28 protein-coding genes are annotated in these 23685 nt (G+C 72.2%); 10 read left to right on the forward strand and 18 right to left on the reverse strand.

Annotated elements, in window-relative coordinates; translation table 11 throughout:
* Positions 1–5: 5 nt before the first annotated feature.
* Genes ACFQ58_RS04590 through msrB form a run of 3 tightly spaced genes read right to left on the reverse strand, consistent with a single transcriptional unit; the run spans position 6 to position 2120 of the window.
* Positions 6–1055, reverse strand: a complete 1050-nt coding sequence (locus ACFQ58_RS04590; RefSeq protein WP_376949871.1) for an aromatic acid exporter family protein — start codon at positions 1053–1055, stop codon at positions 6–8.
* A 31-nt stretch (positions 1056–1086) separates the two neighbouring features.
* Positions 1087–1632, reverse strand: coding sequence for a peptide-methionine (S)-S-oxide reductase MsrA (msrA, locus tag ACFQ58_RS04595; protein WP_376949872.1), 546 nt, complete (start codon positions 1630–1632; stop codon positions 1087–1089).
* A complete protein-coding gene (gene msrB / locus ACFQ58_RS04600; RefSeq protein ID WP_376949873.1) occupies positions 1629–2120 on the reverse strand; it encodes a peptide-methionine (R)-S-oxide reductase MsrB in 492 nt (163 codons plus the stop codon). The genes msrA and msrB overlap by 4 nt, the downstream gene beginning before the upstream one ends.
* 181 nt (positions 2121–2301) lie before the next feature.
* Here msrB and ACFQ58_RS04605 point away from each other — a divergent pair, with 181 nt between their 5' ends.
* Positions 2302–3261, forward strand: a complete 960-nt coding sequence (locus ACFQ58_RS04605; protein WP_376949874.1) for a 5'-3' exonuclease H3TH domain-containing protein — start codon at positions 2302–2304, stop codon at positions 3259–3261.
* A 10-nt stretch (positions 3262–3271) separates the two neighbouring features.
* On the opposite strand, the gene ACFQ58_RS04610 is transcribed toward ACFQ58_RS04605, so the two are convergent.
* From ACFQ58_RS04610 to ACFQ58_RS04620, 3 genes are all read right to left on the reverse strand, one after another.
* The gene (locus tag ACFQ58_RS04610) at positions 3272–3751 is read right to left on the reverse strand and encodes a hypothetical protein (RefSeq protein ID WP_376949875.1); all 480 of its coding nucleotides are present in this window, start codon (positions 3749–3751) and stop codon (positions 3272–3274) included.
* Positions 3752–4092: 341 nt separating this feature from the next.
* Positions 4093–4656 carry a hypothetical protein gene (locus ACFQ58_RS04615; RefSeq protein ID WP_376949876.1) on the reverse strand — a complete coding sequence of 188 codons (564 nt, stop codon included), beginning with the start codon at positions 4654–4656 and terminating at the stop codon, positions 4093–4095.
* 136 nt (positions 4657–4792) lie between these two features.
* On the reverse strand, positions 4793–4981 hold the full coding sequence (locus ACFQ58_RS04620) for a hypothetical protein (protein WP_376949877.1): 189 nt from the start codon (positions 4979–4981) through the stop codon (positions 4793–4795).
* A 235-nt stretch (positions 4982–5216) separates the two neighbouring features.
* Here ACFQ58_RS04620 and ACFQ58_RS04625 point away from each other — a divergent pair, with 235 nt between their 5' ends.
* Complete coding sequence (locus tag ACFQ58_RS04625; protein WP_376949878.1) at positions 5217–5783, forward strand: hypothetical protein; 567 nt, start codon at positions 5217–5219, stop codon at positions 5781–5783.
* A 13-nt stretch (positions 5784–5796) separates the two neighbouring features.
* Here ACFQ58_RS04625 and ACFQ58_RS04630 read toward each other — a convergent pair whose 3' ends face one another.
* Positions 5797–6237 carry a hypothetical protein gene (locus tag ACFQ58_RS04630; RefSeq protein WP_376949879.1) on the reverse strand — a complete coding sequence of 147 codons (441 nt, stop codon included), beginning with the start codon at positions 6235–6237 and terminating at the stop codon, positions 5797–5799.
* 56 nt (positions 6238–6293) lie between these two features.
* On the opposite strand from ACFQ58_RS04630, the gene ACFQ58_RS04635 reads away from it, so the two are divergent.
* Complete coding sequence (locus tag ACFQ58_RS04635) at positions 6294–7166, forward strand: NAD-dependent epimerase/dehydratase family protein (protein WP_376949880.1); 873 nt, start codon at positions 6294–6296, stop codon at positions 7164–7166.
* Between the two features lie 27 nt (positions 7167–7193).
* Here the strand turns inward: ACFQ58_RS04635 and ACFQ58_RS04640 are convergent, their stop codons facing one another.
* The 4 genes from ACFQ58_RS04640 to ACFQ58_RS04655 form a co-directional block, all read right to left on the reverse strand.
* On the reverse strand, positions 7194–7964 hold the full coding sequence (locus tag ACFQ58_RS04640; RefSeq protein ID WP_376949881.1) for a hypothetical protein: 771 nt from the start codon (positions 7962–7964) through the stop codon (positions 7194–7196).
* Between the two features lie 23 nt (positions 7965–7987).
* Positions 7988–8335: a hypothetical protein gene (locus ACFQ58_RS04645; RefSeq protein ID WP_376949882.1), complete on the reverse strand. Its 348-nt coding sequence runs from the start codon at positions 8333–8335 to the stop codon at positions 7988–7990.
* Positions 8336–8513: 178 nt separating this feature from the next.
* Complete coding sequence (locus ACFQ58_RS04650; RefSeq protein ID WP_376949883.1) at positions 8514–10295, reverse strand: glycosyltransferase family 4 protein; 1782 nt, start codon at positions 10293–10295, stop codon at positions 8514–8516.
* Positions 10296–10387: 92 nt separating this feature from the next.
* A complete protein-coding gene (locus ACFQ58_RS04655) occupies positions 10388–11416 on the reverse strand; it encodes an NAD-dependent epimerase/dehydratase family protein (protein ID WP_376949884.1) in 1029 nt (342 codons plus the stop codon).
* Between the two features lie 75 nt (positions 11417–11491).
* Here ACFQ58_RS04655 and ACFQ58_RS04660 point away from each other — a divergent pair, with 75 nt between their 5' ends.
* Both ACFQ58_RS04660 and ACFQ58_RS04665 read left to right on the forward strand, forming a co-directional pair.
* Entirely contained in the window at positions 11492–12139 is a 648-nt protein-coding gene (locus ACFQ58_RS04660; RefSeq protein ID WP_376949885.1) for a TetR/AcrR family transcriptional regulator, read from the forward strand.
* Positions 12140–12199: 60 nt separating this feature from the next.
* A complete protein-coding gene (locus ACFQ58_RS04665; protein ID WP_376949886.1) occupies positions 12200–13147 on the forward strand; it encodes a GlxA family transcriptional regulator in 948 nt (315 codons plus the stop codon).
* A gap of 37 nt (positions 13148–13184) precedes the next feature.
* Here ACFQ58_RS04665 and ACFQ58_RS04670 read toward each other — a convergent pair whose 3' ends face one another.
* Positions 13185–13700 (reverse strand): VanZ family protein, encoded by a 516-nt coding sequence (locus tag ACFQ58_RS04670; protein ID WP_376949887.1) that lies wholly within the window; start codon positions 13698–13700, stop codon positions 13185–13187.
* A 199-nt stretch (positions 13701–13899) separates the two neighbouring features.
* Between ACFQ58_RS04670 and gap the strand changes: the two genes are divergently transcribed.
* A complete protein-coding gene (gene gap, locus ACFQ58_RS04675; RefSeq protein WP_376949888.1) occupies positions 13900–14895 on the forward strand; it encodes a type I glyceraldehyde-3-phosphate dehydrogenase in 996 nt (331 codons plus the stop codon).
* Positions 14896–15147: 252 nt separating this feature from the next.
* Here the strand turns inward: gap and ACFQ58_RS04680 are convergent, their stop codons facing one another.
* From ACFQ58_RS04680 to ACFQ58_RS04690, 3 genes are all read right to left on the reverse strand, one after another.
* Positions 15148–15318: a hypothetical protein gene (locus tag ACFQ58_RS04680; RefSeq protein WP_376949889.1), complete on the reverse strand. Its 171-nt coding sequence runs from the start codon at positions 15316–15318 to the stop codon at positions 15148–15150.
* Positions 15319–15380: 62 nt separating this feature from the next.
* Positions 15381–16082 carry a DNA alkylation repair protein gene (locus tag ACFQ58_RS04685; RefSeq protein ID WP_376949890.1) on the reverse strand — a complete coding sequence of 234 codons (702 nt, stop codon included), beginning with the start codon at positions 16080–16082 and terminating at the stop codon, positions 15381–15383.
* 9 nt (positions 16083–16091) lie between these two features.
* The gene (locus ACFQ58_RS04690) at positions 16092–16670 is read right to left on the reverse strand and encodes a hypothetical protein (protein WP_376949891.1); all 579 of its coding nucleotides are present in this window, start codon (positions 16668–16670) and stop codon (positions 16092–16094) included.
* 79 nt (positions 16671–16749) lie between these two features.
* Between ACFQ58_RS04690 and ACFQ58_RS04695 the strand changes: the two genes are divergently transcribed.
* The 3 genes from ACFQ58_RS04695 (at position 16750) to ACFQ58_RS04705 (ending at position 20416) form a co-directional block, all read left to right on the forward strand.
* Positions 16750–18120: an NAD(P)/FAD-dependent oxidoreductase gene (locus tag ACFQ58_RS04695; RefSeq protein WP_376949892.1), complete on the forward strand. Its 1371-nt coding sequence runs from the start codon at positions 16750–16752 to the stop codon at positions 18118–18120.
* Positions 18121–18213: 93 nt separating this feature from the next.
* Complete coding sequence (locus tag ACFQ58_RS04700; protein WP_376949893.1) at positions 18214–19161, forward strand: DMT family transporter; 948 nt, start codon at positions 18214–18216, stop codon at positions 19159–19161.
* Positions 19162–19297: 136 nt separating this feature from the next.
* Positions 19298–20416: a fatty acid desaturase family protein gene (locus tag ACFQ58_RS04705; RefSeq protein WP_376949894.1), complete on the forward strand. Its 1119-nt coding sequence runs from the start codon at positions 19298–19300 to the stop codon at positions 20414–20416.
* A gap of 632 nt (positions 20417–21048) precedes the next feature.
* Here the strand turns inward: ACFQ58_RS04705 and ACFQ58_RS04710 are convergent.
* A complete protein-coding gene (locus tag ACFQ58_RS04710) occupies positions 21049–21510 on the reverse strand; it encodes a hypothetical protein (protein ID WP_376949895.1) in 462 nt (153 codons plus the stop codon).
* Between the two features lie 245 nt (positions 21511–21755).
* On the opposite strand from ACFQ58_RS04710, the gene ACFQ58_RS04715 reads away from it, so the two are divergent.
* Entirely contained in the window at positions 21756–22310 is a 555-nt protein-coding gene (locus tag ACFQ58_RS04715; RefSeq protein WP_376949896.1) for a dihydrofolate reductase family protein, read from the forward strand.
* A gap of 73 nt (positions 22311–22383) precedes the next feature.
* Here ACFQ58_RS04715 and ACFQ58_RS04720 read toward each other — a convergent pair whose 3' ends face one another.
* Both ACFQ58_RS04720 and ACFQ58_RS04725 read right to left on the reverse strand, forming a co-directional pair.
* A complete protein-coding gene (locus ACFQ58_RS04720) occupies positions 22384–23442 on the reverse strand; it encodes an NAD(P)H-dependent flavin oxidoreductase (RefSeq protein ID WP_376949897.1) in 1059 nt (352 codons plus the stop codon).
* A gap of 79 nt (positions 23443–23521) precedes the next feature.
* Positions 23522–23683, reverse strand: a complete 162-nt coding sequence (locus tag ACFQ58_RS04725; RefSeq protein WP_376949898.1) for a hypothetical protein — start codon at positions 23681–23683, stop codon at positions 23522–23524.
* Positions 23684–23685: the final 2 nt, after the last annotated feature.

The following is a 23685-nucleotide window of genomic DNA, read 5'->3' on the forward strand; positions in this document are numbered from 1 at the left end:
CGTTGTCAGCCCCCAGGCAGCGACGGATCCTCCGCCTGGAGCTCGTCGCGGATGCGCCGCAGGTCCTCGAGCAGCGAGCCGACCAGGATCCAGTGGTCGGACTTCGGCGCGGCGATCTCGAGGGGCGCCGTGAGCGCGGGGATCGCCGAGGTCGGCGGTTCCGGCTCCACGTCGGCGAGGTGCACGGCGAGCCTGATGTCGTGCGCGACGCGGCGAAGCTGCTCCGCGATCGCGCCCACGGTCGGTTCGCCACCCAGGCCGTCGTCGTAGTGGTCGACGAACGCGCGGGTCATCCCGATGACCTGCGTCACCATCGGGCCGAGGCGATCGAGCAGCCGGCGCTGCTCGAGGATGTCGCCGCGATGGGCCGATCGGCGAGGGTTCAACGTGAGGGAGTCCTCGGCGTCGGCGATCGCGCCATCCGCCGCATCGCGCATCGGCCTGAGCAACCGCGCCTCGATCATGAGCCCGTCGAGGTCGGCCTGGCGCTGCGGGCGCTCGAGCGCTCGGGCGAGGCGGGTGACGGATGCCGCGAGCTCGGCCCCGAGCGCGGCGAGCTGGTCGCGCGACGGGCCGGCGAGCACCGGCGGCACGATGAGCGCGTTCACGATGATGCCGATCGCCGCGCCGATGAGCGTCTCGATGATGCGGTCGAACGCGTACTCGGGCGAGGTGCCGCCGAGCGCGAGCACGAGCATCGCGCTGATCGCCACCTGGTTGGACGTGCCCGTGGTCATCCGGGCGGCCCACGCGGCCAGCATCGCGACGAGGATCGCGACGAGGATCACCCAGCTGCTCGACCCGAAGACGAGGCCGAGCAGCGACGCGATGACGACGCCCGCGATGACGCCGACGCTGCGCTCGATCGCCTTGCCGAGCGACTGGTTCACGCTCGGCTGCACGACGAGCAGCGCCGCGATGGCGGCGAAGACCGGCGGCGGCCCGGGGATCAGCCAGCCCGCGAGGAGCCAGGCCGCCACCGTGGCGACCGCCGACTTCAGCACCTGCAGCAGGGGCGCCCGCCTGGTCGCGCGGAACCGTTCGGAGAACCGCATGGCTCTCACGCTAGCGGGCGCCTCCGCCGGGTCAGCTCGCCTCGGCCGCGTTCCGCTTCGGCAGGCGCCATCCGGGTCGCACGAAGTGGCACGTGTAGCCCCACGGGATGCGCTCCAGGTAGTCCTGGTGCTCGGGCTCGGCCTCCCAGAACGCGCCGGCGGGCGCGACCTCGGTCACGACCGGCCCGGGCCAGATGCCCGAGGCGTCGACATCCGCGATCGTCTCGATCGCCGTGTCGTACTGGGCGTCGCTCGTCGGGAAGATCGCCGAGCGGTAGCTCGTGCCGATGTCGTTGCCCTGTCGGTTCCTCGTGGTGGGGTCGTGCACCTGGAAGAAGAACTCCAGCAGCTCGCGGTAGCTCAGCGTGCCCGGATCGAACACGACCTCGAGGGCCTCGGCGTGCGTGCCGTGGTGGCGGTAGGTCGCGTTCGGGACGTCGCCGCCCGAGTAGCCGACGCGCGTGTCGAGCACGCCCGGCAGCTTGCGGATCAGGTCCTCCATGCCCCAGAAGCAGCCGCCGGCCAGGACGGCCGTCTCAGCGCCGGCGCGGGTGGTGATGGTGCCGGGGGTGGTCATGCGCGGTGCTCGCTCTCGTCGGTGGTGCTGGTGGTGTCGGTGTCGGTGGTGAACAGGGTGCGGTACTCGCCGTAGCCCTCGGCCTCGAGGTCGTCGAGGGGCACGAAGCGCAGCGCGGCGGAATTGATGCAGTACCGCAGGCCGCCCTCGTCGACGGGTCCGTCGTCGAAGACGTGCCCGAGGTGGCTGTCGGCGCCCGAGGAGCGGACCTCGACGCGCTTCATCCACAGCGAGCGGTCGACGTGCTCGGTGACGGCCGCGCCGTCGATCGGCCGGGTGAAGCTCGGCCAGCCGGAGCGACTGTCGTACTTGTGCACGCTCGCGAAGAGCGGCTGCCCCGAGACCACGTCGACGTAGAGGCCGCGGTCGTGGTTGTTCCAGTACTGGTTGCGGAATGCCGGCTCGGTCGCGTCCTCCTGCGTGACCTTGCGCTGCAGCGGGGAGAGGCGGTCGATCGCCTCGGGAGTCTTGCGGTAGTCGTGTGACACGGGTGCTCCTTCTCCTGGCGGCTCCGGCTGGGCCGCCCTCGGATCCTGCGACACCGGCTGAGCCGGTTACGTGGGTGTCCATATGGAAGAACCGCGGAAGGACGGCGTGTGTTCCGCAGGATGCGCCCGCTCGCTGTGGGTTCGCTGTGACTGCGTCGGGCGGTGGTGAAAGGATCAGCCCATGGCCGATCGTCTGATGCTGCTCGACACCGCCTCGCTGTACTTCCGCGCCTTCTACGGCGTGCCCGATTCGTTGAAGCGGGCCGATGGCACGCCGGTGAACGCCGTGCGCGGGCTGCTCGACATGATCGCGCGGCTCGTGACCGACTTCGAGCCGACGCACCTCGTGGCCTGCTGGGACGACGACTGGCGTCCGCACTGGCGTGTCGAGCTGATCCCGAGCTACAAGGCGCACCGCGTCGAGGAGGTCGTGCCCGCCGGCCCCGACATCGAGGAGGTGCCCGACCCGCTCGAGGCGCAGGTGCCGATGATCCGCGAGGTGCTCGGCCTGCTCGGCATCCCGGTCGTGGGGGTCGCGGCGCACGAGGCCGACGACGTGATCGGCACGCTCGCGACGGACGCCGGCATGCCGGTCGACGTCGTGACAGGCGACCGCGACCTGTTCCAGCTCGTCGACGACGCGTCGGGCGTGCGCGTGATCTACACGGCGCGCGGCATGAGCAAGCTCGAGCTCGTGACCGACGGATGGGTCGTGGCGAAGTACGGCATCGCGCCGTCGCAGTACGCCGACTTCGCGACGCTGCGCGGTGACACCTCCGACGGACTGCCCGGCGTCGCCGGCATCGGCGAGAAGACCGCGGCCGGCCTGCTCGGCGAGTTCGGCTCGCTCGACGAGATGCTCGCCGTGGCGTCGGGCGAGGCGGGAGTCGAGGTCCCGCCGCGGATGTCCGCGACGATGCGGGCGAAGTTCGCGGCAGCGCACGACTACCTCTCCGTGGCGCCCACGGTGGTGAACGTGGTGCGTACGCTCGACCTGCCCTCGGCCGAGCAGCTCGGTGCACGGCTCGCACCCGCCGGCGACGGCGCGCGCGCGACGATCGAGGCGCTCGCCGAGGAGTGGAACCTGGGCGGGTCGGTGCCGCGCGTGCTCGCTGCGCTCGATCGAACCGGCGCCGCGTAGCGCCCGGCGTTCAGCAGCCGGGGCCGCTCGGCGCGGCGTTGCAGTCGCCGGTCACGAGCACCGTGTCGAACTCGCCGACGAGCACCTGCTGCCGCGCGCCCGGGATGCTCAGCGTCCCGTCGATCCACCGCCACACCGAGCCGTCGAACCGGTACTCGGCGACGTACACGACCGCGAGGTCGGCCGTGTACTCCCCGGATGTCGCGTACGCGTGACTGGTCGCCGTCGCCGTGAACTCGGCCTGGCCGAGCTGCGCCCACGTCGCGCCGGGTGCGGTCGCCTGCACCACCGCGCCGTCCGAGTGCGCCCACTGATAGCCGACCGGGTGGAAGCGCACCTCGGCCGCGCGCCCGAGCAGTGTGCCCGACCTGGTCTGCACGGATGCCTCCGCCACGAAGTTCGCGGGCAGGCCCACGACCGCCCAGCCCGACGGCTCCATCGCGTTCCCGGGCGTGCTCGGACGGAACGACGCGATGTCGCGCATCGTCACGGCGGGCTCCCCCGCCGGAACCGGCTCGGGCTCGGCCCCATTGAACGCGCACTCCACGATGTTGATCGGGCTGCAGAGGTCGCTCGGCGGCGCGGTAGGGCGTGCGGGTGAGTCGGTCTCCGTTTCGCCGGACGGGGACGGTAGCGATTCCTCGGCGATTGGTTCACCAGAACCAGGATGCGACGTCGATGCTTCGACGTTGGTCCCCCACGGCGTCATGCTGCCGCTGGTGCAAGCCTCTGTTGCTACTTCCCAGACCGCACAGCTGCCCGGCGCGCCCCACGTCCCCGCGATCGCGGTGTCGGTTCCAGGCGTCGAGACTGTCACGAGCGCCACCGCGGCTAGCAGACGGAGGAGCCAGACCATGGTTCCGTGGCGCTAACAAGGAGCTCGCTCGTGTTGCCTTCCAGTGAAACCAGGAAGGTCACCGCATCCGCGCGGTCAATCGGGGTGATGTCTTTACCCGCCGCGTCAATGAGGCGGTACTGCGAGAGCTCATTGCACGCGTACATCCGGATTCCGACAGTGGTGCCGTCATCCGTCACTTCGGCGAGCCTGAACCCGCGCAAGGTAACCTCGCCCGTTGTCCGAACACCTGATTCCCGGAGCGATCCCAAAGACTCGATTGTCTCCGCGGCGTGTGACTCGGTGGCAACCTCGCGGAGCCGCCCCACATCAATATTCGGGTCCGCACTGAGCTGCGTATTCACCTTGGTGTAGCTCTGGTACGCGGCGACGGCCGCGGCGAGGGCTTCCTCGTCGGAGGCGAAGATGGGCTCGTCCGTCGCGGATTCGACCGGCGGCGGCGACGTCGGCTCGGGCTCGGCGGTCGCGCACGCCGCGAGCGACGTGAGGGTCACGCCGGCGAGCAGCAGCGCCGCGAGCCGGCGGGGAGTGCGGGGCATGCGCACCACCGTAGGGGAAACGCACGATCGCCTCGGCGATCATCCACAGGGCGCCCGCGCCCGGACGCCGAGATGACGCGTATCGTCGCCACGCTCGACGGGAACCGGGATTCGCGGCATCTCGATGCGGCGCGGATCACCCGGGATCGGCGCCGTCGCGCTGGGCGGCGGCCTCCGGATCCTCCTCGGGCTCGAACGTCGTCGGCTCGCCCGCGCCGACGCCGACGCTGCCCGGCTCGTCCGGGATCGTGCCGTCGGTGCCTCGCCCGCGGTCGAGCTCGTCCTCGTCGCCCGAACCGGTCGACGGGTTCACGGTGTCGCTCATGTCGGTTCCCCTTCCCGAGGGCATTCACGCTGCCAGCGCCGAGTCGTCACGTCCACGGGCTTGACGGGTCCCGCTCGGCGATCGAGTTGCCGCGAACGCCGGGTGCCCGCGTCGGGGACCCGGCGCAAGTGGCATCTCGAGCGCGGTGAGTGCTGCGAGCGCGGCGCCCGCCGGCGCCGGCCCGTCCGGGCGCGCCCTGAGGCGAGGGCGGGCGCCGCCTCGGTAGCCTCCGCGTATGGACTCGAGCCCCCGTACCATCCGTCGTGCCCACCGACGCCAGTCGCCCCGCCGACCCCGCAGTCTCGCCCGAGCCGCCGCGACCGCGCTGACCGCGGCCGGCATCGCCGCCGCGCTCGCCGCGTGCGCGCCCGGCGGCACGTCGTCCGACCCGTCGGTGGAGCCGCCGGCCACCACCCCGGTCGAGACGCCCCCGCCGTCCGAGACCGCGATGCCTCCGGCATCCGACACCCCCACCGGCACGGCCGACCGCGCGATCGAGGCGCTCGACGCGTACGCGCTGTGCCGCGCGCAGACGTACGCGTTCTACCCCGGCGACTTCGCGCTGCTCGAGTACGCGCCGTTCACCGAGGCGACCGTGCTGCAGCGCGACGACGGCGACTGGTTCGTGTACATCGAGGTGGACGACGGCAACCGTCCGGCGGATCTCGTCGAGTCCGGCGGCAGCGAGTGCATCGTGGGCGGCACGGTCGGCGAGCCCGAGTGGCAGTCCTTCGGCGCGATCTCGCGGGATGTCGCGGAGGACTCGATCGCGAACTACAACCGGCCGCCCGCACAGCCGTAGCGGGCCGGCCGCATCAGGTCGGCACGCCGGGTGCGGACGGCGCCGGCGGTCCGAGCCAGTAGTCCGGCGCGGGCAGTATCACGCCGCCCGAGGCCGCCCAGATGACCACGAACGCGTAGATCGCGGCGAGGATCGCCAGCGCGCCGAGGCCCATCGCGACGGGCACGGCCCACGACACCGCGACGCCCGCGCGGCGGTACCGGGGGATCGCCATCCACGGCACCCACATCGCCGCCGCGCCGAAGCCCGCGATCCACACGGTGCGCAGCGCCTGGCCCTCGAGCGGTGCGAACACCGCGATGGCCAGCGCACCCGCTCCGAGCAGCAGGCCCGCCCACGCGAAGAAGCGGGCCATCCCGAGGCCCCCGACGTCGTACTGGTCCTGCCACCAGGGCGTGGGGATGCCGCGCTCCTCGGCGTCGCCGTCGTCGTCGCGCGGTGCGGGGTCGGTCATGGGTCGATCGTAGGGCGCACCCGGTGTGGGATGGTGGGAGTAGCATCCGGAGCACGATGTCGAAGCGGATCTGCGTCACGGGCGCGTCGGGGCTCGCGGGCCGAGCGGTCGTGCACGACCTGCTCGCGCACGGCTACGAGGTGCTCGCGACCGACATGGCGCCCCCGTCGCCCATGCTCCCCGCGCGCGAGTCGCGGCACGATCTCGTCTACACGCGGGCCGACCTCATCGACTTCGGCGACACGATCGAGGTGCTGCGCGGCGTCGACGCGGTCGCGCACCTGGCCGCCATCCCGGCGCCCGGGCTGTTCACGCCCGCGCGCACGCTCAACGTGAACAACGCCATGAACTCGAACGTCTTCCTCGCGGCGGCGCAGCTCGGCCTCGAACGCGTCGTGTGGGCGTCGAGCGAGACGACGCTCGGGCTCGACTTCGGCGCCGACAACCAGCCGTGGTACCTGCCGCTCGACGAGGACCATTATCCGCGACCGACCACGACGTACTCGCTGTCGAAGGTGCTCGGCGAGACCATGGCCGAGCACGTCGCCGAGTGGTCGGGCATCCCGTTCGTGGCGCTGCGGTTCTCGAACGTGATCGACCCCGGGCGCTACGACGAGTTCCCGGGCTTCGAGGAGCGGCCCGAATCGCGCCTGTTCAACGCGTTCGGCTACATCGACGTGCGCGACGCCGCCCAGTCGGTGCGGCGGGCCCTCGAGGCGGAGGTCACGGGCGCGCGAGCGTACGTCATCGCGAACCCCGACACCGTCATGTCGCGGCCGACCAGCCGGCTGGTCGAGGAGTTCTTCCCCGGCGTCGAGCTGCGCAAGGAGTTCGGCGAGCACGAGTCGCTGTTCTCGATCGAGCGGGCACGGGCCGAGCTCGGCTTCGAGCCCGAACACGGATGGCGCGGCGCCTCGCCACTCGACTGATCGGGTGCGATCGGGCTCGGGTGGCCCTCAGCCCGCGGGCGTCGGCGGCGGCGCTGGCGTGGGCTCCTGATCGCTCACGTGCGCGCGCCCGCCGAGCGGACCCGCGAGGCTCAGTTCGAAGTGCTCCGCGTCGCGCCAGGTCTCGTACCGAACGCGAGTGTCGTACGGCAGCTCCACGAGCACGTCGCCGTCGGTCGTGAGCAGGACGTCACCGTCGGTCGTGACGGCCAGGCGGATCGGGTAGACGCCGGCCTCCTCGCTGCCCAGGGCATCGGATGACTCATCATCGACGAGCCGGATCAGGCGGGTCGCGGCGAGTGCCGCGGCCTCCTCCAGCTCCCGCTGCTCGAAGTCGAGCGCTCGAGCGGAGGCCGCCGGCGTCAGCGGGGGCTCGGGTTCCAACCGCTCCGCGAGCACGGCCAGCAGGACGGTGGGAACGAGCCCGAGGAACGCCGAGACGGCGCCGAGCCAGATGCCCGTAATCGCCATCGGCGAGGTCGGGCGACCCGTGCGACGCGACCATCGCCTGGCCAGCATGCCCACCACCACGGCGAGCACCGCGACCGCGGCGAGCGCGATCGCGGTCGGGGGGTCGCGGAACGGGCTCGTCACGAGCGTGAACGCCGCGAACACCCCGAGGCCGAGTGAGACGACGGCCGCAGCTCGCGCCCAGCCCACCCGGCGTGCGGAGTCGGGGGCTCTCGGTGGCCCGCCGCTCGTCGGCCCGCTCGGAGGGTCGGCGGCGTTCGGGGGAGTGGGCGACGCAGGCACGAGCGGATCGGAGGGCGACGCGGTCATGGGCGGCCCTCCTCCGTCATGGCTCAGCCCGCCACGCCGAACTGGAGCGCCGCCGGGACGAACGAGACCGCGAGGATGCCGAGCGCCGCGACGCCGAGCATGAGGCCGGCGGTCGCCGGGCCGCTCGTGCGGTGCCCCGTGCGACGAGCGCCATCCTGCACGAGCGCGCCGACCACGACGGCGATCACCGCCAGGGCGGCGAGCCAGCCGGTCATGGCTGCCGGGCGGGTCAGCGTGACGAATGCCGTGGCGGCGGTCGCGAGGCCGAGGACGAGCGACGCGAATCCGAGCACGCGCAGCGCGCCGCGCACCGCCGGCGGGTCGGCGGGCGTGTGCGCCGAGGCGGCAGCACCGCGTGCGACGGCCGTCATCGCATCCCCCTTCCGGCACCCGTGATCGCGTCTCGTCTCAATCCTCCCGCCGGTCGGCTCGCGGATCCGGCGAATCACGGGCGTGGACGGTTGCGATCCGATCACGACGATTGCGATCCGGTCACGACGGTCACGACGAGGTCACGAAACGTCACGCCGCGATCACGAACGAGTCCGCTCAGGCCTCGCTGTCGGGCGGCGGCGCGAGCCGGCCGACCCGGTCGAGCTCGACCACCGGGCGGAGCCCGGGCCGCGTTGCGAGCAGTCGCGCGACGAGCGGCATGGACCGGCAGTCGGCGACGACCAGCGTCGCCGTGTCGGGAAGCTCGACGGCGGCGACGGGGCGCAGCCCGGCGAGCTCGCGCCGCACCGCCCCGAGGCCCGCGCGCACGCCGCTGCGTCGGGTGGCGCCCACCGCCGACGACGCGGCGCGACGCACCCGAACGCCGAAGTGCTCGGCACGCGCCGGGTCCACCGCGACCGGTGCGACCACCGCGACGGTGCCGCTGCCGCCGGCAGTCGGCTCGGTCGCCAGCGATGCGATCGTCGGGTCGGCGGTGATGACCTGCGCAGTGGCGCCGAGGCGATGGATGGCGTCGAGTTCGGCCTCGACGTGACCTCGGCGCCATCCGGACAACGCGGCGAGCACGATCCGCTCGGGTTCCGGGGTCGCGTCGGCCGCGGGCTGCACGGCGGTCGCGACCACGGGCTCCGCGGCCGCGTCGCCTGTTGACGCGTCGCTCACTCCGTAGGCGTGCGCGAGTCGCCGTCGGACCGCCTCCAGTCCGTACCGTGCATCGAGGGTGGACCGTGCCGCGTCCAGGTCGAGACGTGCGATCCCGTCCGACAGGTCCCGCCAGGCATCGATGAGCTGGTCGGGACGTTCCTCGACGTCGACGAAGCGGCCGACCTGGTCCTCCACCCCGGCGAGTGCCTCCTCCGGGCCTCCGCTGCGGCTGACGATGACGGGCACGCCCGCAGCGACCGCCTCGGGCACGGCGAGATGGAAGGTCTCGTACGTGCTGGGTGCGAACAGCACGTCGTGGCCCGGCAGCGCGGCCAGCAGTTCACGGTGTCCGAGGACGCCGGCGATGTGCAGCCGGTCGCTGACTCCGGCCTCGCGGGCGATCGCGACGACCTGGTCCTCCAGGGGGCCGGTGCCGTACATGGTGAGGCCGACCTGGGGGTTCTCGCGCGCGGCGATTGCGAAGGCGCGCGCGAGGCGCAAGACGCCCTTGCGCTCGATGAGGCCGCCGACGAAAACCCAGCGGTGCAGCGCCTCCGGCGCGTCCGTGCGCCGGGCGGCGGCGGCGAAGTCCACCGGGTTGGCGAGCACCTGCACGCGCCCGTGCGGGTCCTCGATGCGCTCGAGCACCTGGCGTCGTACCAGCTCGCTGACGCAGAACACGGACTCCGCGCGGTCGACCAGCTCGGCGTAATGGTCGCGCGCCTGCGGCTGGGCGAGCACGTCGCGCAGGGCCGTGGAGTGCTCGGTGGCGACGACGCGCGCGCCGGTTTCCGCGAGCCGTGCAGCCAGCAGTCCGCCGAGGTAGCCCACGTGTCCGTGCACGGCGGGCGAGTCGAAGCCGCCGACCGCCCGGCGGACGTCGCGTACGAGCGCCTCGCCTCGTCGCCCCCAGTCGTCGCCGGCGACCGTGAACACCGGCACTCGGTGGACCGGACCAGCCGCTCCGGAGACCCGCATGCCGCCGCTCGCCCGCAGCGCGTCGAGTGTGGCGTCGAAGCCGGGGCGGAGCTGCTCCGCCTCGTGCGGGCTGCCGGCGGGCCATTCCTCGCCGTGGACGACCTGGGTGCCGCCGGCGCGGCGGATCTCGTCGAGTCCGGCCGCGAGCCGTGATTGCTCGGCGACGAACGAGCCGGCCATCCGCTGGTGCGCGGTCGGGTACCACGGGGTCGCGACGGTGAGGCCGTGGCGGTCGGAGGCGCTGGCTGAGGTCACGCGCTTCACGATACCCAGCGAGCACGCAGGTCGGGATGAACATCGACGGGCGGATGTCGCGACCTCGCGTCGCGCCATCCGCCCGCCGTCGTTCAGGGCCTGACGAGCCCGAGCTCGATGAGGCTGCGCGCCGAGGCGAGCACCGCCTCCTCGCGCGAGCGCGGGGTCCAGCGGAGCATGCGGGTCGCCTTCTCGTGCGAGGCGTTCCGCCGAGTGCCGAGCTCGGGCGCGAGCGATCGCAGGTCGGCGCTGAACGGCGCGCCGACGCGCACGACCCAGTCGGGCAGCGTCCGCCTGGTCACGCGATGTGCGGCGTCGCCGAGCTCGGCGCGCAGCAGGGCGGCCAGCTCGGGGTAGGTGAACGCGTCGCCCGACACGGCGATGAAGCGTTCGCCCGCGGCATCCGGATGGCGCATGGCCCGGACGTGCAGGTCGGCGACGTCGCGCACGTCGACGGCGTTGAACGAAGCGCGCGGCACCGCGGGCGCCTGACCATTCAGCAGCATGAGCAGCAGCGCGAGCGAGCTCGAGAGGTCGGGTCCGATCGCCGGTCCGAACACGCCGCCGGGGTTCACGACCGCGAGTTCGAGGTCGCCGTCATCGCGGTCGACGAAGTCCCACGCCGCGCGTTCGGCGAGCGTCTTCGAGCGCGCGTAGGCCCCGACGCCGGCCTGGTCGGGGTCGGTCCAGTCCGCCTCGGTGAACCGGTGGCCGGGGTGCGGTCCGTAGCCGACCGCCGCGAACGACGAGGTCTGCACCACCCGGCGCACGCCCGCATCGCGCGCGGCACGCAGCACCCGCAGCGTGCCCTCGCGGGCGGGCGTGATCAGCTCGTCCTCGTCCTTCGGCTGCCGAGTCGGGAACGGGGAGGCGACGTGCAGCACGTGCGTCGCGCCGCGCACGGCGTCGGGCCAGCCGGCGTCGTCGAGCAGGTCGGCCGCGACCACCTCGATGCCCGCGGGATCGGCGCCCCCGAGCCGGACGAGCGCGCGCAGGTCGTCGGCCCGACGCCGGTCGCGCACGGTCGCGCGCACGCGCGTGCCGTCGGCCAGGAGGCGGACGATGCAGTTCACGCCGATGAAGCCAGTTCCGCCGGTGACCAGGACGAGTTCGTCGCTCATGCGCGCCTCCCGGTCGGGACTCTACTCCGCCGCGCTTTCGCGCCCGGACGCGGCCGCGGTGGGTAGGGTGACGGCATGAGTCGAGCGGATGCGCTGCCGCCGAGCGCCGCGGCGGATGCGTCGGTCCCCGCGTCCGTGCCCGACGACCCGCGCCTTCTCCGCACGCGCGCGGCGCTGACCGATGCGCTGCTCCGCCTGCTCGAGCGCATGCCCCTCGACGCGATCTCGGTGGCCGCGCTCTGCCGCGAGGCGGGCGTGCACCGCACCACGTTCTACGGCCACGCGCCCGGCGTGCACGCGTTCGCGCTCACCGTGTTCACGCAGGACCTCGACCAGCTCACCGCCGTCGCGGTCGAACCCGCCGAGACGCCCGAGCACCTCGCCGAGCGCTACTTCGACTCCCTCACGCGCGTGCTCGACCACGTCGCCGGCGAGCGCGCCGGCTACCGCGCGCTGTTCGGCTCGACGAGCCGCGGTGTGTTCCGTGCGGCCCTCGACGAGCGGATGCGGCACCGCGCGCGCATCGCGCTCGAGGTGTGGCGCGCCAAGCGCGTTCCCGGCGCGCCCGTCGCCGACGCGGCCGTCGACGAGGCGGCGGCGTTCATCGCGGGCGGCCTCGTGGGCGTGCTCGAGGCGTGGGCCGTGGGCGACGAGACGGATGCCGCGGCATCCGCTGCTCGCATCGCAACGCTCATGCCGGGCTGGTGGCCCCGCCGCCGCTGAGCGCGCTGGCGATGCCGAGCTGAGGAGCGCGATCCTTGCGGGCAGTGGCATCCTTGCCAGATGACCAGGCGCAACCACCGCGTGGCCGTGCTCGTGCTCGACGGCGCGAAGCCGCTCGACGTGGGCATCCCGGCGCAGACGTTCACGACGCGCGCGAGCATGCCGTACGAGGTGCGCGTGTGCGGCGCGCAGCCGGGGCTCGTGACCGGCGGCGACGGGCTGTCGTACCACGTGGCCGACGGGCTCGAGGCGTTCGAGTGGGCGGAGACGATCTTCATCCCCGGGTACCGGCATCCCGATCGCGAGGACCCGCCGGCCGCGGTCGTCGACGCGCTCCGGGCGGCGCACGCCCGGGGTGCGCGGCTCGCCGCGATCTCGACGGGTGCATTCGCGCTCGCCGCGACGGGCCTGCTGGATGGCCGGCGCGCCACGACGCACTGGCACTACACGCGCGCGCTGCAGGCGCGGCATCCGCTCGTCAGGGTCGACGAGAACGTGCTGTTCGTCGACGAGGGGCAGGTGCTGACGTCGGCGGGCGCGGCATCCGGCATCGACCTGTGCCTGCACCTCGTGCGGCGCGACCACGGTGTCGCGGCGTCGAACCACGCGGCCAGGCGGCTCGTCGCCGCGCCGTACCGCAGCGGCGGCCAGGCGCAGTACGTGCCGCGGGCGCTGCCCGAGCCGCTCGGCGAGGTGTTCGCGGCGACCCGCCAGTGGGCGCTCGAGCACCTGCAGGAACCGCTCACGCTCGGCGACCTCGCGCGCAACGCGAACGTTTCGGCGCGCACGTTCTCGCGCCGGTTCGTGGAGGACACGGGCTACACGCCCATGCAGTGGATCCTGCGCGCACGCATCGACCTGGCGCGCGAGCTGCTCGAGCGCACGGACCTCGGCGTGGAGCAGGTCGCCGACCGGGTCGGGCTCGGCACGGGGGCGAACCTGCGGCTGCACTTCCAGCGGATCCTCGGGACGTCGCCGAGCGAGTACCGGCACACGTTCGCGGCGTGAGGGGTGGGCCTGGAGCGGCGCGGGGACGCTCCTCCGCTCAGCGGCCCGTGCGGCTCCCGGTGAGCTCGCCCGTGCGATGCGGGGCGCGGATGTCGCGTGCCGCCGGCGCGGGCTGGTGCTGCGTGTCCGGCGACCAGCCGGTCAGGAGGCGCACGGCCGCGTCGAGCATGCGCGCGGCGACCACGCCGATCAGCGCGCCGCCGGCGTTCGCGACGAGGTCGCGCGGGTCCGAGATGCGGTCGGCCATCGGGATCTGCACGAGTTCGATGAGCAGGCTGAAGCCCGCGGCCATGATCGCCGGGACGACGAACGAGACGCCGCGCAGCGCGAAGGCGAGCAGCGCACCGAACGGCACGAACATGAGCACGTTGAGCATGAGCTCGGACTCGAGTCCGGTGGTCCAGGTCGAGCGCTCCAGCCAGAGCTCCCAGTCGAGAACGCCGTTCGGCGACTGGTAGCCGGATCCGGCCCACGGCACGGGACCGAGGGTCGCCCAGAGCACGACGGCTGCATACAGGAACAGCAGTGCGGCGGCGGCTCGGGAGGGGCGCATGCCCTCCATCATGGCGATTCCGGCTGAGCCGTGCCTCCGAGCCTCCTTTGCAGTGGCCATGTCCGGGCTGTGGACGAAGCGTGCGGACGGCTCGACGCAGGTGGGCGTGGCGAGATCCTTTCGCATGCTGTCGCTCAGGCCACTGCCGCGACATCCGCTCGATCGCCAAAGTGGACGTCGGAAGAAAGGAACCACCCGAATGACCCGCATCGCCGTCAACGGATTCGGCCGCATCGGCCGCAACGTCGTCCGCGCCCTCATCGAGCGCGACGCCGACCTCGAACTCGTCGCCGTCAACGACCTCACCGACCCCGCCGCCCTCGCGCGGCTGCTCAAGTACGACACCGTCGGTGGCCGTTTCGGCCGCGACGTCCAGGTCGACGGCGACACCCTCGTCATCGACGGCCGTCCCGTGAAGGTGCTCGCCGAGCGCGACCCGGCGAAGCTGCCCTGGGGCGAGCTCGGCGTCGACGTCGTGCTCGAGTCCACCGGACGCTTCACCGACGCGGAGGCCGCGCGCGCCCACCTCGCCGCCGGTGCGAAGAAGGTCCTCGTGAGCGCGCCCGCCAAGGGTGCCGACGTGACGCTCGCCTACGGCGTGAACACCGACGCGTACGACGCCGACGAGCACGTGATCGTCTCGAACGCCTCGTGCACCACGAACGCGCTTGCGCCGCTCGCCAAGGTGCTCGACGACCTCGCGGGCATCGAGCACGGCTTCATGACGACCGTGCACGCGTACACGCAGGACCAGAGCCTGCAGGACGGCCCGCACTCCGACGCGCGCCGCGCCCGCGCCGCCGCCGAGAACATCGTGCCCGCCTCGACCGGTGCCGCGAAGGCGATCGGCCTCGTGCTGCCGAACCTCGACGGCAAGCTCAGCGGCGACGCCATGCGCGTGCCGGTGCCCGTCGGCTCGATCGTCGAGCTCAACGCGACCGTGTCGAAGGAGGTCACGCGCGACGAGATCCTCGCGGCCTACCGCGCGGCGGCCGAGGGTCCGCTGAAGGGCGTGCTCGAGTACTCCGAGGAGGCGCTCGTCTCGAGCGACATCGTCGGCAACCCGCACTCGTCGATCTTCGACGCCGAGCTCACGCGCGTCGAGGGCACGCACGTCAAGGTCGTCGCCTGGTACGACAACGAGTGGGGCTTCTCGAACCGCGTGATCGACTCGCTGCAGCTGCTCGCGGCCTGACGCGAGCCACCGACTCCGGTCGGTCCGGGGAGCCGGTCCCCGGGCCGATCGGCCAGACGTCGCGCCGGCGGGGGAGTGGAGCCACCGCCGGCGCGATCGTGTTCGCGGCGTGTGCCCGCGTCGCCAGGCATGGTTTCCGGATGGCTCGTGTGAGCGGCGCCTCACATGAGGCTGCGTTCACACGAGCCCGCCGACGTCCAGGCCGGGCACCGAGAGCATTCTTCTGCTCCGAATCGGGCCGTGAGCAACGTCCTAGCTTCGCGCGAGCCGGAGTGCCTTCTCGGTGAAGTAGCTCACCTCGCCGTCGGCATCCTCGACCCCGAAGACGAACTTGCCGGAGGGGGTGGCCCGGACATCGACGACGGCGCCGCGTCCGCGCGGCGTGAGGACGTCGGCTCCCGGCGTGAAGATGGTTTCGCTCATACGTCAGATCATGCGGGAGAGGTCAGCGTTCCGCCTCCCCCGTGAGGCGGATGTCGTCGTCCTCAGCCGGCACGGCCGGCAGGCGGCCGCGCGTGGCGGCTGCCCGGCGGGAGCTTGTCGACGGCGGCGCGGAGCGTCGGGCGCGGCATCCGCTCGGCATGAAAGTCGAGGAAGGCCACGAGGCGCTCGGGATCGACGCCGCCGAGGTGCCGCAACGCGATGCCGACGGGCTTGGCGACGACTGGGTCGGGGTCGTCCATGAGCAGTGCCGCGAGCCGGAGCAGGTCGTCGCGCGCGGCGGCGTCGCCGTGGCGGAGGAAGCCGAGCGGCGCCGTCATCGCCGTGCGGCGGCGCAGCGGGTCGGGTGATGCGGCGAGCTCGAAGAGCGGATCGCGCGGGCGGGCCAGCAGGTACTCGCCGATCACGCGTGGCGCGGCGCGGTCCACCATGTCCCACGTGTCGATCGCGTCGTGCCGGCGCAGGTAGAGGTCGTAGCGATCGCGACGGAGGGCGTCCTCGCGCGCGCCGCGGACGGCGAAGTCCATGACGCAGAACCCGGCCAGGCGCGGCTCGTACTCCGGCTCGTCGAGCAGGCGGTCCAGTTCGTCGACCGGCATCGCCGAGTACCGCTTGGTGATGTCGAACAGGTCGCCCATGCGCACGCCGAGCACGGCGGCACCGCCGTGGTAGTGCTTCTGCGGGTGCTGCTCGGGGTTCCCCGCCGCGCGCAGCTCGGCGAGAAGGTCGGCAGCGGTCGCGGACATGCGGTCAGGTTAGCGGCGGAACACCAGCGACTCGAGCAGCAGTTCCAGCGAGTGCTGCATGCGGTCGTCGGTCCAGGCGGCCGGGTCCTCGATCGACTTCACCTCCGAACCGCGGCAGTAGAGGTACAGGATGTCGGCGATGCGCGCCGCCTCGGCGCGGTCGACCTCGCCGGCGCCCGCGAGGAACTTCTCGTACGTGGCATCCGTCACCGACCGCACCACGGCGTAGGCGCGACGGTTCGCGTCGTGCACGTCGGCGATCACCTCGACCCAGAGGCTGCGCAGCACCTGTTCCTCGGGGGAGGTCGAGCACATCCAGCGCGCCAGTTCGGCGAGGCGCTCGACGCCGACGAGGTCGCCGAGGTGCGCGGCGCGCTCGTCATCCCACCGGGCGCGGGCGTGCTCGAGCGCGTTCGCCATGAGGTGCGCGCGCGACGGCACGAAATTCGTGATGTACGCAGTGGAGCGGCCGAGGCGCTCGGCCACCGCCCGCAGCGTGACTGCCTGCGTGCCGCGCTGCTGCGCGACCTCGATCGTGGCGCGCGCGATGTCGGCGAGGCGCTCGCCCTGGTCGACCTCGATCGGCATGTTGACAGCCTGCCACGCGGTGGGTACGTTCTCAAACACTGTTGTAAAACGGTGTTTGCTGATCAGCGAGGAGCGCTCCATGACGACCAACGGCGGGGTCTCCTTCTGGTGGCAGCAGCTCGGCGTGCCGACGCCTCGCCCGGCCCTTCCCGGCGACCGCGACGTCGACGTCGCCATCGTCGGCGGCGGGTACACCGGCCTCTGGACCGCGTACGCCCTGAAGCGCGCGCAGCCCGACCTGCGGATCGCCGTGCTCGAACAGCGGTTCGCGGGGTTCGGCGCCTCCGGCCGCAACGGCGGATGGCTCACCAACTCCGTCACGGGCGGGCGCGAGCAGTATGCGAAGACCCACGGGCGCGACGCCGCGATCGCGCAGCAGCGCGCGCTCAACGACACCGTCGACGAGGTGATCGCGGTCACCGCGCGCGAGGGCATCGATGCCGACCTCCACAAGGGCGGCGAGCTCGAGGTCGCGTACAGGCCGGCGCAGCTCGCGCGGCTGCGGGCGTTCGCCGCGTCCGAGCGGTCGTGGCCCGAGACGGATGTCGTCGAGCTCGACGCGCGCGAGACCGCCGACCGCATCAACGTGGCCGGCGTCCTCGGCGGGGTGTGGCATCCGCACTGCGCACGACTGCAGCCGGCGAAGCTCGCGCGCGGCCTCGCCGACGCGGTCGAGCGCCGCGGCGTCGAGCTCTACGAGGGCACGACCGTCACCGAGATCCAGCCGGGCCGGGCGCTCACCGACCACGGCACCGTGCGGGCCGAGTTCGTGATCCGCGCGACCGAGGGGTTCACGCCCGACCTGCGCGGCGAGCACCGCACGTGGCTGCCCATGAACTCGTCGATGATCGTGACCGAGCCGCTCGCGCCATCCGTCTGGGAGGAGATCGGCTGGGACGGGCGCGAGACGCTCGGCGACTTCGCGCACGTCTACATGTACGCGCAGCGCACGGCCGACGACCGCATCGCGTTCGGCGGCCGAGGGGTGCCGTACCGCTACGGTTCCCGCGTCGACGACGACGGCGTGACGCAGGCGCGCACGATCGAGAGCCTCACCGCCCTGCTGCACCGCTTCTTCCCCGCCGCGGCCGGCGCCGCGATCGAGCACGCGTGGTCCGGCGTCCTCGGCGTCCCGCGCGACTGGGCCGCGACCGTCGGCTTCGACCGGGCGACGGGGCTGGGATGGGCCGGCGGCTACGTCGGCACGGGCGTCACCGCCACGAACCTCGCCGGACGGACGCTCGCCGACCTCGTGCTCGGGAACGACACCGAGCTGACGCGGCTGCCGTGGGTCGGGCATCGAGTGCGGAAGTGGGAGCCCGAGCCGCTGCGGTGGCTCGGCGTGCAGGCGATCTACGGCGCCTACCACGCGGCCGACCGCGCCGAGCTCCGCGGGCGGGCGACGACCTCGCGCTTCGCGCACGTCGCCGACGTGGTGGCGGGGCGCTGAGACCGCCGGCCGCCCACCGGATGGCGGTTCCGAGCGCCGATTCGGCAGTCCGACGGGTCGTGCCGTGTCGGAGGCACCCAGCAGACTGAGCGGGTGACTCGTCGTGGGCTGTTCCTTTTCGCTGCGCTCGGCATCGCGTGGGGCATCCCGTACCTGTTCATCAAGGTGGCGGTGAGCGAGCTCGAGCCCGCGATGGTCGTGCTCGGCCGGTCGGCGCTGGCCGCGCTCCTGCTCATGCCGCTCGCGTTCTTCCGCCGCGAGGTGTGGCAGGTGGTGCGGCGGTGGAAGCCGATGCTCGCCTACACCGTCGTCGAGATCATCCTGCCGTGGTACTTCCTCAGCTCGGCCGAGCAGCGGCTGCCCAGCTCGACGGCCGGGCTCCTCCTGGCCACGGTGCCGCTCGCCGGCGTCGCGATCGCCTTCATCATGGGCCGGCCCGAACGACTCACGCGCCTGAACTGGCTCGGCATCGCGCTGGGCATGCTCGGTGTCGCGGCGCTGGTCGGGCTCGACATCGCGGGATCCGACCTCATCGCCGTCGCCGAGATGGCGGTCGTCGTGGTCGGCTACGCGCTCGGGCCGGCGATCCTCGCGCGCTGGATGTCCGACCTGCCGGGCGTCGGCGTCGTCGCGGTGTCGCTCGCCGCGACCGCGGTCGTCTACGTGCCCTTCGTGCTCTTCACCGGTGCATGGCCCACGGCGTGGCCGTCGACCTCGGTCATCGTGTCGATCGTGGTGCTCGCCGTGATCTGCAGCGCCCTGGCCTTCCTGCTCATGGTCGCGCTCATCGGCGAGATCGGGCCGGTGAAGGCGACGGCGATCACGTACGTCAATCCCGCCGTGGCGATCCTCGCCGGCGCCCTCGTGCTCGGCGAGCGCGTGACGATCTGGACGATCGTCGGATTCGTGTTCGTCCTCGCCGGTTCGTATCTGGTCACCCGCAAGCGGCGGGAGCAGGTCGCGGCCGAAGGCGTCGAAGAGGCCTGCGCCGAACCGGCCGTGAGCCCCGAACAGCAGGTGACCGGCGTCCGCGAAAGCTGAGAATTTCTCGTGGAATTGATTCTCCGAACAGCCTGCGACGTAGCCTGAATGGAGGGGACGGACCGAGTCGGGACCGTCCCCGCCGCCCCCTCGGCCCTCCGAAGACGCGCGACGCGCATGCGGCAGAGGGGATATCATGACCGACCGTGCACTCGCCACCCGAGCCCGGCCGGCGGCACCGAACAGCGACTTCACCGATCTCGCCCGCATGGTGAAGGCGGCCGGCCTCATGCGCCGTCGATACGGGTACTACTGGACCAAGCTCGTCGCGCTCCCGATGCTCCTCGCGGGCGCGATCGCGCTGTTCGTCTGGATCGGGGACACCTGGTGGCAGATGTTCACCGCCGTGGCGTTCGCGGTGATCTTCACGCAGATCGCGTTCCTGGGTCATGACGCGGCGCACCGCCAGATCTTCCGATCCGGCCGCTGGAACGACTGGATCAGCCTCGTGCTCGGCGACCTGATCATCGGCATGAGCTACGGATGGTGGCAGCACAAGCACACGCGCCACCACGCCAACCCCAACCAGATCGGCGTCGACCCCGACATCGACCTCCCCGTGATCGCCGTCACTCCGGATCGAGCGCAGCGGCGGCGAGCGGGGCTCGTGCGGTGGACCATGGCGCACCAGGGCGCGTTCTTCTTCCCGATCCTGCTGCTCGAGGGCCTCTCGCTGCATGCCTCCAGCGTTCGTCGCGTGCTGGTGCGGGAGCGCGTGGCGCGACGTCCGGTCGAGATCGCGTTCCTCGCCATCCGATTCCTCGGATACCTCGCGCTCGTGTTCCTGGTGCTCTCACCCGACAAGGCCGTTGTGTTCCTCGCCATCCAGCTCGGCCTGTTCGGGTTCTACATGGGCGCATCGTTCGCCCCCAACCACAAGGGCATGCCGTTGGTGCCGAAGGGTGCGCGACTCGATTTCCTGCGGCGGCAGGTCCTGATGAGCCGCAACATCCGGGGCAACCGTCTGCTCGACACGGTCATGGGCGGCCTCAACTACCAGATCGAGCATCACCTGTTCCCGTCGATGCCCAGACCGCACCTGCGAGAGGCGGCGCGGATCATCGCCGCGTACTGCGCGGACCGGGGCGTGCCGTACACGCAGACCGGCCTGTGGGAGAGCTACGCCATCGTCGTGCGGCACATCAACCGGGTCGGACTCGGCGAGCGCGACCCCTTCGACTGCCCGCTGGTCCAGCAGCGCGCGTACCTCTCGGTCGAGCAGGGCGCGCCGACCGATCGCACCCCCGAGGCCTGACCTCGGCCTGGCCGGCTCGAGCGCTCGCGGCCTAGGCCGCGTTGATCAACTGACTTTCGGGGTCGTCGGGATCCGGATGGCTCCGGCAAGCGGATAGACGGGATTATCCGTCGCGCGGCGGATGACGAGCGGACCGTGGCGGCGTACGTTCAGCGGTGGAGGTGCGAGAGATGCAGAGCGAGTGGGCCGCGAAGATCTTCGGGGACAAGGAAGACCCGCGTGTGCGGTTGCAGTCGTTGTTTGGCGGTGAAGTGCGGGAGAGTGGTCAGCCTCCCAGGGCTGCGCTCGAGTGGGCGAGTGTCGTTCTCGAAGGAGTTCCAGTGGAACGTCGAGACAGCGTGAACGTCACGCGTGCTCTTCGGCAGAAGGAGCCACGCCTGACGTTGAAGAGCGCGATCTTCCTCGCAGATCACGCGCTCAGTCGTTCATAGCTCCGCCTGCCATTCTCTGGCAGGACTGCACGACGCTAGGACGCATGGGCCGCGAGACGATGATCCGTCCACGGCCGCGAACGCCCGACCGCCACCGGCATCAACGGCTCCAGAACAGCCCACACCTCATCCGAGATCTCCTGACGCGTCACACCAGCCAGACTCGCGGATCACGACCCCGAACCTCTTGATCAAAACGCCCTAGGTGTAGTGCGAGATCCGCGGCGAGAAGTCGATCTCAGCGGCCTCCATCAGGACGTGCTCGGCACGTTCGGCCGCGCGGGTCGCGACCTCCGCGGCATCCCTCGTCTGCGCCGACCTCGTGGTCGCGACGCGCGTGCCGATGCCCTCGAGGATGCGCCCGATGGTGCGAGCGAGGCCGACCTTCAGCTCGTGCAGGTTGGTGTTGTCGATGAAGAGCCGCTGATCGGCCGCGCGGAGCGTGACGCGTGGATGCCCGGCTTCCGCCAACTGCTGCTCGACGGCGGGCTCTTCCAGGAGCGCGAGCTCCTGCGGAAGCGGACGGCGGGTGAACACGGCCACGACGGTATAGCGCTCGGGGGCCTCCACCGTGCCGAGCGACGATGGCAGCTGATCCACAAGGATGCGGTCGACGGCGAACGGCTCGTACCGGGCGCGTTCCGAATGGCGGGCGAGGTTCATGCTTCGGCCGACCATGGTGCGATCGGCGACCGCGGTCGCGCTCCGGGAGGAGGCATCCGTGTGCTCATCTCCGGAGCCTAGGCCGCGGACATGTGCACGCTCACAGCTTCGGGGATCGTTCCGGCGCCCGCGGATGAGCGGAGCGACCCGGTCGGCACCGTGTGCCGTGTCGATCGAGCCCCATCCCGTTCGACGTCCAGAATGAGGGCGGACCGTCCGCCCCGACCAACACCCCGGGAGAAGCCATGCGCACCCTCATCGTCACCGAGTTCATCACCCTCGACGGCGTCGTCGACTCGCCCGGTGGAGGCGATCACCCGCGCGCCGGCTGGACGTTCAAGGAGGTCCCGTTCGTCGAGGAGGCGTACGAGATCAAGGGCCGCGAGCAGCTCGAGGCCGGCGCCATGCTCATCGGCCGTGTCAGCTACGACGAGTTCGCTCCGGTCTGGCCGAAGATGGAGGAGTTCGCCGAGTACAACGCGATGCCGAAGTACGTCGTCTCCTCGACGCTGACCGACCCCGAGTGGAACAACACGAGCGTCCTGCGCTCGCTCGACGAGGTCGCCGAGTTGAAGCAGGCCGACGGCGAGGGCACGATCATCGTGCACGGCAGCGCGACCCTCGCGCAGGGCCTCGGCGAGGCCGGACTCGTCGACCGGTACCACCTGCTCGTCTTCCCGGTCGTGCTCGGCGAGGGCAAGCGCCTCTTCAGCGGCCGCGAGCAGGGCACGCTCAAGCTCGTCGAGCATGAGGCGTACTCCAACGGCGTAGTGAAGAACGTGTTCGACGTCGAGCACTGAGCCGCGAGACCGAGCGGATGTCGCGCCGCGCGCGCACGTGGCTGCGGGCGCCGGGTCGCGACATCCACTCGGCTCACCCCGGCACCCCGGCGAGCAGCTCGGCGAAGACCGCTCGCGCGTCGTCGTGGATCGCGAGACGTGCGGACTGGCCCATCCACAGCGACTGCAGGTCGTCGCGCCCGACCTTCAGCGCCTCGGCGCGGAAGCGCCCGGTCAGCCAGTTCTGCATTGGGAAGGGTGCGATCGCGCCGGCCTCCTCGATCTCGCGCACGGCGCGGTTCGCCGCGCCCCGCGCCAGGCGCCCGCTCATCGCGCGGGTGAGGATCGTGTCCTCGGCAGCGGTCCGCTCGATCGCACGGCGGTGTCCGTCGGTCGTCGCCGACTGGCGCGTGTGCAGGAACGCGGTGCCCACCTGCACGCCCGCCGCACCGAGCGCGATCGCGGCCGCGACCCCGCGCCGGTCGGCGATGCCGCCGGCCGCGATCACCGGCACGTCGACGGCGTCCACGACCTGCGGGATCAGCGAGACCGACCCGACGAGCGACTGCTCGGACGGGCGCTGGAAGGCGACGCGGTGCCCGCCCGCCTCGAGCCCGGTCGCGACGATCGCGTCGACGCCCCCGGCCGCCAGGGCGACGGCCTCGTCGACGGTCGTCGCCGTGCCGACCAGGCGGACGCCGCGTGCGCGCGCCTCCTCGACGACCTGCGCCGGGGGCACTCCGAACACGAAGCTCGCCACGGCCGGGCGCAGCTCGAGCACGGCGTCCCACTGCTCCTCGAACGGCGGGAGGAACCGCTCGGGCGGCGCCTCGGGCACGGGCACGCCGAGGGCGTCGAAGATCGGCCGGACCGCCGCGACGGCGCGCCCGAACGCGTCCGGGGCGGGAGCGGCATCCTTCGCCAGCGGCAGCCACAGGTTCACGTTGAACGGCGCGCTCGTGGCCGCCCTCAGGGCGACGCCCGTGGCGAGGATGCGCTCGGCGTCGTAGCCGTACAGCCCGTATGAACCGAGGCCGCCGAGTTCGCTCACGGTCGCGGTCAGTTCGACCGACGACAGCCCGCCGAACGGGCCGAGCACGATCGGGTGCCGGATGCCGAGCAGCTCGGTCAGCCGCGTGGTCGCGTCGGTCATGTGCGTCCTCCTCGGTCGCGGGCAGGGTCTCGGTCGGCGCCGTCGGCGCTCTCGGCGCTCCTCGACCGGCGGATGCCGATCATTCGGACCGTCGCGCCCCGCAGTACCAGCACGTGCCGCCCTCGACGAGCGCCCCGCACTCGGTGCACGTCGCCGCGAGCCAGCACACGTCGCCGGTCACTCCATCCTGCTCCGGTTCGGGCCGCGGCTCGGCACCGGAGGTCGCCCGAGGGTCGCTCACCC

Source organism: Agromyces sp. NPDC056523 (assembly GCF_042794545.1).
In the GTDB taxonomy this organism is placed as follows: Bacteria; Actinomycetota; Actinomycetes; order Actinomycetales; family Microbacteriaceae; genus Agromyces.